Annotated in this window: 11 protein-coding genes, 1 pseudogene and 1 riboswitch; of the genes and pseudogenes, 9 read left to right on the forward strand and 3 right to left on the reverse strand. The window is 64.5% G+C overall.

Annotation, left to right across the window (positions count from 1 at the left end):
- Positions 1-158: 158 nt before the first annotated feature.
- Together AC0L30_RS24605 and AC0L30_RS24610 are read right to left on the reverse strand one after the other, a co-directional pair.
- A complete protein-coding gene (locus AC0L30_RS24605) occupies positions 159-698 on the reverse strand; it encodes a PRC-barrel domain-containing protein (protein WP_007600783.1) in 540 nt (179 codons plus the stop codon).
- A 227-nt stretch (positions 699-925) separates the two neighbouring features.
- Positions 926-1,485 (reverse strand): annotated as a pseudogene (locus AC0L30_RS24610) (hypothetical protein).
- 180 nt (positions 1,486-1,665) lie between these two features.
- Between AC0L30_RS24610 and AC0L30_RS24615 the strand changes: the two are divergent.
- Together AC0L30_RS24615 and AC0L30_RS24620 are read left to right on the forward strand one after the other, a co-directional pair.
- Positions 1,666-2,421: a response regulator gene (locus AC0L30_RS24615; RefSeq protein ID WP_473405389.1), complete on the forward strand. Its 756-nt coding sequence runs from the start codon at positions 1,666-1,668 to the stop codon at positions 2,419-2,421.
- A gap of 13 nt (positions 2,422-2,434) precedes the next feature.
- The gene (locus AC0L30_RS24620; protein WP_473405390.1) at positions 2,435-3,760 is read left to right on the forward strand and encodes an ATP-binding protein; all 1,326 of its coding nucleotides are present in this window, start codon (positions 2,435-2,437) and stop codon (positions 3,758-3,760) included.
- 2 nt (positions 3,761-3,762) lie between these two features.
- Here AC0L30_RS24620 and AC0L30_RS24625 read toward each other — a convergent pair whose 3' ends face one another.
- Complete coding sequence (locus AC0L30_RS24625) at positions 3,763-3,993, reverse strand: hypothetical protein (protein ID WP_473405391.1); 231 nt, start codon at positions 3,991-3,993, stop codon at positions 3,763-3,765.
- Positions 3,994-4,237: 244 nt separating this feature from the next.
- Here AC0L30_RS24625 and AC0L30_RS24630 point away from each other — a divergent pair, with 244 nt between their 5' ends.
- The 7 genes from AC0L30_RS24630 (at position 4,238) to AC0L30_RS24660 (ending at position 10,750) form a co-directional block, all read left to right on the forward strand.
- On the forward strand, positions 4,238-4,786 hold the full coding sequence (locus AC0L30_RS24630; RefSeq protein ID WP_007600777.1) for a lytic transglycosylase domain-containing protein: 549 nt from the start codon (positions 4,238-4,240) through the stop codon (positions 4,784-4,786).
- Between the two features lie 51 nt (positions 4,787-4,837).
- Positions 4,838-4,966, forward strand: a riboswitch (TPP riboswitch).
- Positions 4,954-5,979 (forward strand): FAD-dependent oxidoreductase, encoded by a 1,026-nt coding sequence (locus tag AC0L30_RS24635; RefSeq protein ID WP_473405392.1) that lies wholly within the window; start codon positions 4,954-4,956, stop codon positions 5,977-5,979. It overlaps the preceding riboswitch by 13 nt.
- Positions 5,970-6,167 carry a sulfur carrier protein ThiS gene (thiS, locus tag AC0L30_RS24640; RefSeq protein ID WP_473405393.1) on the forward strand — a complete coding sequence of 66 codons (198 nt, stop codon included), beginning with the start codon at positions 5,970-5,972 and terminating at the stop codon, positions 6,165-6,167. Before AC0L30_RS24635 ends, thiS begins: the two co-directional genes overlap by 10 nt.
- A 190-nt stretch (positions 6,168-6,357) precedes the next feature.
- Positions 6,358-7,140, forward strand: coding sequence for a thiazole synthase (locus AC0L30_RS24645; RefSeq protein WP_219685489.1), 783 nt, complete (start codon positions 6,358-6,360; stop codon positions 7,138-7,140).
- Positions 7,127-7,735, forward strand: coding sequence for a thiamine phosphate synthase (locus tag AC0L30_RS24650; RefSeq protein ID WP_354201090.1), 609 nt, complete (start codon positions 7,127-7,129; stop codon positions 7,733-7,735). Before AC0L30_RS24645 ends, AC0L30_RS24650 begins: the two co-directional genes overlap by 14 nt.
- 163 nt (positions 7,736-7,898) lie before the next feature.
- Entirely contained in the window at positions 7,899-9,797 is a 1,899-nt protein-coding gene (thiC, locus tag AC0L30_RS24655; protein WP_473405394.1) for a phosphomethylpyrimidine synthase ThiC, read from the forward strand.
- A gap of 197 nt (positions 9,798-9,994) precedes the next feature.
- On the forward strand, positions 9,995-10,750 hold the full coding sequence (locus tag AC0L30_RS24660) for a hypothetical protein (RefSeq protein WP_473405395.1): 756 nt from the start codon (positions 9,995-9,997) through the stop codon (positions 10,748-10,750).
- Positions 10,751-10,886: the final 136 nt, after the last annotated feature.

Below are 10,886 nucleotides of genomic sequence, written 5' to 3' on the forward strand. Positions count from 1 at the left end.
CCCCCCCCCCCCCACCACCGCCCCCCCGCGCGGCCCCCCCCCCCCCCCCCAACACCCCCCCCCCCCCCCCCCCCCCCCCCCCCCCCACAACCCCCCCCCCCCCCCCCCCCCCCCCCCCCCCCCCCCCCCCCCGCTTCGTTTAGCCGTTCAGAACCGCGTTACTCCGAGTATTTGAACTCGGGCATGTTCTTCAGCTCGTCCTTGCTCGCATTGAACACGGCGTGGTCCGGATACCATTTCGACGAGGACGTGGCCGTCGTCGCGGGCTTGTTGTCGGTGCCGGTCGCGGCACCCGTCGTGGTGGTCGCCGCGGGCCGGTTGGCCGCGCTGTTCGGGTTGTTCCCGGCAGCGCCGGTGTAGGCAACGGCCTCGTTGACGAATTTCAGCTTCTCATAGGGCACCGCGACCAGATGCTCGCCCAGGCCGAGGAAGCCGCCGACGCCGATCACGGCGATCTTGATGTTGCCGCTCTTGTCCATCAGCAGATCGTTGATCGAGCCGATGTTCTCGTTGGCGTCGTTATAGACCTTGATGCCGTTCATCTTGGACGTACGCCACTGTCCCGACGCGGTCGTGGTCGTCGTCGAGGCGGCGGCAGCCGGCGCCTTGTCGGTGGTGGCGGTCGGATTTTGCGCGAACGCAACGGTTGCGAGCAGTGCGGTACCGGCGAGACCGGCCGCGATCGATTTCATCAACATATTGTCCTCTCCTTCAGCAGAAAACTCGTGCGGAGAAAACAGCTCGGATCAGTCCCAGTTCCGCGCGTGCTGCAATTTCGTCGCGTGCTGCGCGAGGATTGGAGCCGCGTGCGATTGTTCCTAAGTCACTCAGGAACATTTTGCAGCGCACTGTTCCTCGCGGACGATCGTGCGCCCTGGGTGAAGCAAGACCGCAGCGAGGAACGCGCCGATCTGCGTCACGCAGATCAGCTCCTGTAGTCGATTAGAAGCGCGGCGAAGTCCGAGCCGCCTGATGAGCTGCCGTTGGCGCCGTAAGACGACGACGACGATTGCGACTGCTGCAGCGCCTGGAGAAACTGCTGAAGGATCTCGGCCGTGGTGGAGGCGGTTGACGTGCTGCTGGTCGCGTCCGTTGACGCCGAATCCGACGAGCTGTCGTCCGGCGGCGGACCTGGCGGGGGGCCGCCCGCACCCCGGGACCGCCGGCGCCATTGGCGAAGGCGGATTGGAATACGTTCTTCAGCTCGTCGGCCTGGTCTGACGTCAGCGTCCCGTTCGACACCTCGTTGGAGATGAGGTCGTCGATCTTCGAGTCGATGTCATCCTTGGAGGGACGCGCGCCGCTCGACTGATCGCTCGACCGGCCCTGCTGAAGCGCCGTGTCGATGTCGGTCAGCGCCGTCGAAAGCGCCGACTGGTCCGACGACGAGACCGTGCCGGCGGACACGTCCGATTGCAATTGCTGCTGCAGCCTCTGCAACGGCGACTGGTGGTGACCGGCGGAGGCCGCCGAAATCGAGGTCATGATGGCTCCGTGAGTTCTGCGGGGTTTCGTGGCCGACCACGCCACGGTATGGTTAGCGCGCTTAACGAGACCTTGCCGCTTCCCTGCCCGGTGATGTCCTGCTGTTGCAGCATGGGCCATGGAAACAATCTGAAACAAATCTCTTCGCCATTTGGCCCGAATCTTGGACAAACAAAGCGCATGGCCCTTCCCAATCCCAACATCCTTGTCGTCGAAGACGACCGTGAAACCCGGACGTTGATTGCGAAATACCTCCGCAACAACGCCTGCAACGTCACCGCCGTGAGCGACGGCCGCGAGATGTCGCGCGCGATGGCCGATCATCGCGTCGACCTCATCATCCTCGACGTCATGCTGCCCGGCGAGGACGGCCTCAGCCTGTGCCGCAAGCTGCGCGCGGAAGGACAGACGCCGATCATCATGCTGACCGCACGCGGCGAGGACGTCGACCGCATCGTCGGCCTCGAAATGGGCGCGGACGACTATCTGCCGAAACCGTTCAACCCGCGCGAGCTGCTCGCCCGCATCAACGCGGTGCTGCGCCGCCAGGCGGCCGCGCAGGCGAAAAGCTCGATCGAAGGCGCGAGCACGCTCGCCTTCGAAAGCTGGCGCATCGATCTGCGCCTGCGCGAGCTGCGCAATCCCGACGGCGCGCGCGTCGCGGTGACCAGCGCCGAGTTCGACCTGCTGCGGACGTTCTGCGAGCGTCCCGGCCGCGTGCTCTCGCGCGACAGCCTGCTCGACCTCACGCAGGGGCGCAGCACAGGCTCGTTCGAGCGCTCGATCGACGTGCTGGTCAGCCGCATCCGCCGCAAGATCGAGCCCAATCCGGCCGATCCGACCATGATCAAGACGGTGCGCTCCGGCGGTTATTTGTTCACGCCAAGAACTGAAGCGGTCAGGACTGAAGCGGTCGCGGCGTCCCTGAGCCGCTGAGGGAACGCCGACGATGAAGCTGTTCGGGTTCTTCCACCTCAGGGGTATCGGCGGGCAGATCGCCGCGGTGGTGCTGGCTTCCACCGTCGCGCTGCATCTCGTCGTCACCGCCGCCTTCCTGATCGGCCGGCCGGACCGCCCGGACGCGGCGCCGGACGGCGCGCCTCAATTGGCGGACGCCGCGGTGCTGCTCGGCTCGGCTGAGCAGGCCGAGCGGCCGCGCCTCATCGCAGATCTCGCGCGCGCCTTCCCGAAGCTCAACATCGAGACGTTCGCGCCCGGCACCGCGAACGTCGTCGACGACAGCGAAGGCCAACATTTGCACGGGATCCGCCGCCATCTCGGCCGCGGCTACAAGGTGGTGCAGCTCGCCCCCCAAGCCGGCGAGCACCGCATCGGCGTGCAGCTGCCCGACGGCACTGTGATCGCCGGCCAGGTCCGTGGCGGCCCGCGGCCGTGGTTCTGGGGCGCACCGTGGCTGATGGCGCTGATGACCACCTTCATCTGCGTCACCGTGCTCGGCCTGTGGGCGGCGCGCGCGCTGGCGGCGCCGCTGTCGTCGTTTGCAAAGGCGGCCGAAAATTTCAGCCTGGACGGGACAGCCGATCCGCTGCCCGAGCGCGGCCCGGAAGAGATCCGCTCGGTGGCGCGCGCGCTCAACCGCATGCACGAGCGGATCGCGCGACTGATGTCGGACCGCACGCGGCTGCTTGCCGCGATCAGCCACGATCTGCGCACACCGATCACGCGGCTGCGCCTGCGCGCCGAGTTCGTCGAGGACGAAGGCAACCGCAAGCGCATGCTGATAGATCTCGACCAGATGCGATCGATGCTGGAATCCGTTTTGTCGCTATTGCGCAACGACCGCCAGATCGAGGCAGTGACGCTGGTCGACATCGCGAGCACGCTGCAGCTCATCGCCGACCAGTTCGGCGACATGGGTCATGTCGTGCACTATGCCGGCCCGCAATCCGCGACCGCCGTGGCGCGGCCCGACGATCTGCATCGCGGCGTCACCAACCTCGTCGAGAACGCGGTGCGCTTCGGCGCCGAGGTGACGATCCGGCTCGACATCTCGAACGCCAAACTCGTCATCGACGTCGAGGACGACGGTCCCGGCATTTCGGATGCGCGCAAGCAGGAAATGCTGGAGCCGTTCGTGCGCGGCGACGACGCCCGCACCATGGACGAGTCCACCGGCTTCGGCCTCGGTCTGTCGATCGCGCGCGCGATCGCCCTCGCCCATGGCGGCGAGCTGTCGCTGCACGACCGCGAGCCGCATGGGCTGATCGTGCGGATGCAATTGCCGGTATGGCAACAGCCGCGGCTTGCGGCCTAACTTCAGGCCGCGAGCGGCGGGTGCTCGAGGGCAGCCTCGTCGAAGATCGCAATCGCCTCGAAGCGATAATTGCAGGCCTGGCAAGTCCAGAGATAGGAGACGCGCCCCTCGCCCGGCTCGATCCAGTCGGGCGTCGGGATCAGCGTGCCGCATTGGGCACAGGGATTGTTTCTGGGCAAATCGTGTTCTGACATGTCGCCGCTGTGGGCTTTGACCATGGTTGATTTTGTCATGGCACCTCTCCCGATTCGCTGGCCGCTACATACTCGCTTTCGTTCGCCCATGCGAATAGACAGGCCTGCTGTCGCGAGTTGTCCGCCTGAGGAAACTCTGGCGCCAGCATTGAGTCGTCACTGCGGCTCGGCGCCGCGAAAAAATTAACGGCGGCGTTTGGTCACATCATCGCCGCGTTCGGGATGCCTAAACGGCAGCCGGGCGCAGGCCTTCAATCAGTCTCAGGGACCTCCGGGATATCTGATGAAAATTTTACGTATCGCCGCGCTGCTCGCGGCCGGACTGACGTTGCCACAGGCCGCATTCGCGGGCCAAGCGGAGTACGCCGAGATGGTCGCGGCCCACGCGCGCGCCAACGGCGTGCCGGAGGCGCTGGTGCATCGCGTGATCATGCGCGAAAGCCGCTATCAGCCCGGCCTGGTCGGCCATGGCGGCACCATCGGGCTGATGCAGATCAAGCTCGCGACCGCCCGCGGGGTCGGCTACACCGGCGACGCCGCCGGCCTGCGCGATCCCAACACCAACCTCACCTATGCCGTGAAATATCTCGCCGGCGCCTATCACGCGGCAAATGGCGACCACGCCCGGGCCGTTCGTTATTTCGCCGGCGGCTATTACTACGCCGCAAAGCGGCAGCGGCAGGAGGCCGTGCAAGTCGCCAATACGAACGAGGCCAATATGAGCGCCCCTTGGCTCGAGCCGAACGGCAATCCGCAGCCGATATTCGGCGCCGCGCCGCACCGGAAGCTCGCCCAGCGCGTTCGCAACGCTCGGGCACAGACGCCCAGGTAAGTGCGGTTCCCGCCAAACGCGTTGACACAGCCTGTCACTGGCATACATTAGAGCCGTTCCGAGGGGTGCTCCGAGGAGGAGCTGAGATACCGCTAAATGGGCAAATCCGCCCAGGACCGCGGTGACCCTTTGAACCTGATCCGGGTCATGCCGGCGAAGGGACAGGGATGTTGCAGACGACCAAGCGACCGGATTCCCCGGTATCCATCATCGGCGCAGGCATTGCTGGCGCCTGGCAGGCCTTGCTGTTCGCACAGGCCGGCCACGCCGTCACCTTGCACGAGCGCGGTGACGCCGACATGACCGACGCCACCAGCCATTGGGCCGGCGGCATGCTCGCGCCCTATTGCGAGGCGGAGGTTTCCGAACCCATCATCTCCAGGCTCGGCCTGCGCTCGCTCGACATCTGGCGGCGCGAGCTGCCCGACACGCCCTTCAACGGCTCGCTGGTCGTCGCCCACCCGCGCGAGCGCAACGATTTCGAGCGTTTTGCCCGCATGACCGAGGGCCATTGCCGGCTCGATGCCGCCGGCCTTGCCGAGCTCGAGCCGTCGCTCGAAGGCCGCTTCCGCGACGCGCTGTTCTTCCCGACCGAGGGCCATGTCGAGCCGCGCCGCGTGCTGCCTAAACTGCACGAGCGCATCCGCGCCGCCGGCGGCACCATCAAGTTCGAAAGCGACGTCGCCGCGGCCGAACTCGCAAAACTTGATCCTAAAGGCCTCGTGATCGACTGCCGCGGCCTTGCTGCGCGCGACGAGCAGCCTGGCTTACGCGGCGTCAAGGGCGAGATGATCCTGATCGAGACCGCCGAGGTGCAGCTCGCGCGCCCGGTGCGGCTGATTCATCCGCGCTGGCCGCTCTATGTGATCCCGCGCGAGGACAATCTGTTCATGCTGGGCGCGACCTCGATCGAGGCCGAGGACACCGGCGTCAGCGTGCGTTCCGCGCTGGAGCTGTTGGGGGCGGCCTATGCCGTGCATCCCGCCTTCGGCGAGGCCCGCATCGTCGAATTCGGCTCCGGCCTGCGCCCTGCTTTCCCCGACAATCTGCCGCGCATCGGCATCCGCGGCAACACGATCAGCGTGAACGGCCTCTACCGCCACGGCTTCCTGATCGCACCTGTTCTGGCCGAGCTGACGCTTGGCTTTGTCGAGCGCGGCCAGATCGACAATGAGGTGATGCAATGCGCGTGATCGTGAACGGCGAGCAGCGCGAGGTGAATTCCGCTAGCGTGGACGCGCTACTCAGCGAGCTCGACTACGAAGGCACCCATTTCGCGATCGCGCTCAACTACGACGTCGTGCCGAAGAGCCGCTGGGCCGAGACCGCGCTGAAAACCGGCGACGAGATCGAGATCATCACACCGCGGCAGGGAGGGTGAGGATGGCTCTCCATTTATCGCCTAGGCGCGCGCCACACATTCCGCTGTCATCGCCCGGCTCGACCGGGCGATCCAGTACGCCGCGGCGTCTCGGTTCTAGCCGCACCGCCTCTGGAATACTGGATCCCCGCCCCCCGTGCGCAATTTGCGCACTAGGCGGGGATGACAGTGTCATTTGGAGAGACACCACATGGTGACCTTCTACGGCAAAACCTTCCCCTCCCGCCTGCTGATCGGCAGCGCGCTTTATCCCTCGCCTGCGATCATGCAGGCGGCGATCCGCGCCTCGGGCTCGAACATCGTCACGGTGTCGCTGCGGCGCGAATCTGCCGGCGGCAAGACCGGCGATGCGTTCTGGAATCTGATCCGCGAGCTCGATGTCACAGTGCTGCCGAACACCGCCGGCTGCCGCAGCGTGCGCGAGGCGGTGACGACGGCCAAGCTCGCGCGCGAATTGTTCGGCACATCCTGGATCAAGCTCGAAGTCATCGCCGACAACGACACGCTGCAGCCCGACGTGGTCGGCCTTGTGGAAGCCGCAAGCGTCCTGATCAAGGACGGCTTTGAAGTGTTCCCCTACTGCACCGAGGATCTTTCGGTCGCGAACCGGCTGGTCGATGCCGGCTGCAAGGTGGTGATGCCTTGGGCGGCGCCGATCGGCAGCGCAAAAGGCATCACCAACCGCGATGCGCTCAAGCTGATGCGCGAGCGGCTGCCTGACATCACGCTGGTGGTCGACGCCGGCATCGGCGCGCCCTCGCATGCGGCGCAGGCGCTCGAGCTCGGCTACGACGCCGTGCTGCTCAACACGGCAATCGCAAAAGCCGCCGATCCCGTCGCCATGGCCAATGCCTTCCGCCTCGGTATCGAGGCCGGCCGCACCGCTTACGAAGCCGGGCTGATGAACGCCCGCGATTTCGCCTCCCCTTCCACCCCTGTCGTTGGGACACCGTTCTGGCATGCCGTATCCTGATCGCTTTTATCCCGTCGTCGACAGCCTCGCCTGGGTCGAGCGCCTGACCAGGCTCGGCGTCGGCACCATCCAGCTGCGCGCCAAAGACCTCGACGATTCGCAATCGCTGCAGATCGTCACCGATGCGCTGGCGATCACCGCGGGCACGCAAGCCAAGTTGGTCGTGAACGACTATTGGCGCGCGGCGATCGTCGCCGGCGCGAAATATCTGCATCTCGGTCAGGAGGACCTTGCCGACGCTGACCTCGCTGCGATCCGCGAGGCCGGCCTGTCGCTCGGCGTCTCAACCCACGACGATGCCGAGCTTGAAACGGCGCTCGCCGCCGAGCCCGATTATGTCGCGCTGGGCCCGATCTTCTTCACCACGCTCAAATCGATGCGCTTCGAACCGCAGGGCATTCCGAAGATCACGGAATGGAAGAAGCGCATCGGCAATATCCCGCTGGTCGCGATCGGCGGCATCAAGTTCGAGCACGCCGCGGAGATCTTTGCCGCCGGCGCGGATTCCATCGCCGTCGTCAGCGACGTCACCCAGAATGCCGACCCGGATGCGCGGGTGCGGCAGTGGCTCGGCCTCTCCGCGGAGGCGGCGTGATGCGCACTCTCTCCACGTCATTGCGAGGAGCACTTGCGACGAAGCAATCCAGACTGTCTCTGCAGAGAGATTCTGGATTGCTTCGCTGCGCTCGCAATGACGGAGCAAGAATTCACCGCCCTCGCCTAGACGCACACACAACCGAATTAAACCGGAGGATCCCATGAACATCCGCTCCAATCCCGACAAGACCATCCCCGCCGTCACCACCGGCCCGCTGCCCTCGTCGCGAAAAATCTTCGCCTCGCCCGATGCCGCGCCCGAGCTGCGCGTGCCCCTGCGCGAGATCATCCTGTCCGAGGGTGCCGGCGAGCCGAACCTGCCGGTGTACGACACGTCCGGCCCCTACACCGACCCGAGCGTGACCATCGACGTCAACGCCGGTCTCGCGCGCGGCCGCAAGGCCTGGGTGCTGGAGCGCGGCGGCGTCGAGGAATATCAGGGACGGCAGATCAAGCCGGAGGACAATGGCAGCGTCTCCACCGACAAGGCCGCGCGCGCCTTCTCGGCCTATCATCAGCCGCTGCGCGGCCTCGACGGCCACAAGATCACGCAGCTCGAATTCGCCCGCGCCGGCATCATCACCAAGGAGATGATCTACGTCGCCGCGCGCGAAAATCTCGGCCGCAAGGAGCAGCTCGAGCGGGCGGAAGCAGCGCTTGCCGACGGCGAAAGTTTTGGCGCGGAAGTGCCCGCCTTCATCACCCCGGAGTTCGTCCGAGCTGAGATCGCCCGCGGCCGCGCCATCATTCCCTGCAACATCAACCACAGTGAACTCGAGCCGATGATCATCGGCCGCAACTTCCTCACCAAGATCAACGCCAATATCGGCAACTCGGCGGTGACGTCGTCAGTCGAGGAAGAGGTCGAGAAGATGGTGTGGGCAATCCGCTGGGGCGCCGACACCGTGATGGACCTCTCCACGGGCCGCAACATCCACACCACCCGCGAATGGATTTTGCGCAACGCGCCGGTGCCGATCGGCACCGTTCCGATTTATCAGGCGCTGGAGAAGTGCGACGGCGACCCGGTCAAGCTGACCTGGGAGCTCTACAAGGACACGCTGATCGAGCAGTGCGAGCAGGGCGTCGATTATTTCACCATCCACGCCGGCGTGCGCCTGCAATACATCCACCTCACCGCCAATCGCGTCACTGGCATCGTGTCGCGCGGCGGCTCGATCATGGCGAAGTGGTGCCTGGCGCATCACAAGGAAAGCTTCCTCTACACCCATTTCGACGAGATCTGCGACCTCATGCGCAAGTATGACGTCTCGTTCTCGCTCGGCGACGGCCTGCGTCCGGGCTCGATCGCGGATGCCAACGACCGCGCGCAGTTCGCCGAACTGGAGACGCTCGGAGAACTCACGAAGATCGCGTGGGACAAGGGCTGCCAGGTCATGATTGAAGGCCCCGGCCACGTGCCGATGCACAAGATCAAGATCAACATGGACAAGCAGCTCAAGGAATGCGGCGAAGCGCCGTTCTACACCCTCGGGCCCCTGACCACCGACATCGCGCCCGGCTACGACCACATCACCTCGGGCATCGGTGCGGCCATGATCGGCTGGTTCGGCTGCGCCATGCTCTGCTACGTCACGCCGAAGGAGCATCTCGGCCTGCCCGATCGCAACGACGTCAAGGTCGGCGTCATCACCTACAAGATCGCCGCGCACGCCTCCGATCTCGCCAAGGGCCATCCGGCAGCCCAGCTGCGCGACGACGCCCTCTCCCGCGCCCGTTTCGACTTCCGCTGGAGCGACCAGTTCAACCTCGGCCTCGACCCCGAGACCGCCAAGAACTTCCACGACGAGACCCTGCCGAAGGAAGCCCACAAGGTCGCGCATTTCTGCTCGATGTGCGGTCCAAAATTCTGCTCGATGAAGATCACGCAGGACGTGCGGGATTATGCGGCAACGCTGAACGATCCGAATGGCGTGGGCATGTCGATGAGCGGGACCGCCGAGGACGGCATGGCGAAGATGAGCGCGAAGTTCAAGGAGATGGGGAGCAGCGTTTATCTGGATGCGGAGAAGGTGAAGGAGAGCAATCGGGTGTTGTGATCCTCTCCAATTGCCCGGTCCGTAATTGGCCCGGGTGTCCAGACGAAAGCCGGGCAAATGCCCGGCTTTCTTGTTCTATATCGGCTGCGGCCATGCTACCTTTGGTAGAACTTTGCGATCAGCGAACTCGAAACCGAAGCAATTTGCGCTTCAACTCGAATAATTGGGCAGTTCGAGACAAAATCAAAGGACGAGCCATGGAGGAGTATGCAAAGCTCCTAACAGCCACTGCTGCTTTCATTGGAGCAGTTGCCTGGCCGGCGACAGCCTTGATAGTTGTGACGTTCTTTCGCCGCGAACTCCAATCTGCGTTGGGCAAACTACCGTTAATGCTGGATCGAGTGAGAAAGGCAACAATCCCCGGGGTCGCTGTCGAACTCGATCGGATTGCAGACGCCGAGACCAATGTCGACAAAGACAAGGACGGGAGAATAACACCGAGGCAAATCGAAGCTGCGGCGCGAATTGAAGCACAATCAAGGGCCAGCGGCTCAGAGGAGCTCCTCCGCGAGCTGGATAAGCTTTGTTTGGAATACGATTCTTTGAGGCAAGCGCTACCACCCGGAGCCGGCCGCACCCGTGCCATGACACGCGTCGTCGTAAAGATGCGATCCCTTGCACAAAGCGTTGTGGAATCAATTGGCGTATACAAAGGTTCGGGATCGCCGGGGAGCAGACTAGCTGCTGTCACCATGATGCAAATGGTGCCGCGTGTCGCGGATCTTGATTGGCTAGGAGAACGCTTCTCGGTAGAGCAGCAGGCATTTCTTCTTTATCAATCCGCGTTGGCTCTGCAGAATGTAATGAACGTTAGTGAAACAAGCAAAAAACGAGCACTTCTGCGAGATGTTGCGGAAGCGGCGTTGACTAAAGTTAAGAGCTTCCCAGGTATCCCCGATCGCAACACGATCGAGATCCTAGAGATGCTATTAGCCACCTTCCGCCATTCGTAGACATTGATTTGCCCGACGTCACCCCCCACCGCCTCCCCCAGCAACCGCGCGGGGCCCGCACACGACCAGGATACGACCGACGGCCGCTTCGCCAGGATCCGCCTGAAAATGCGGAGCCACACGCCGATCCGCGAGG

This window comes from Bradyrhizobium sp. MI1.11, from assembly GCF_055811255.1.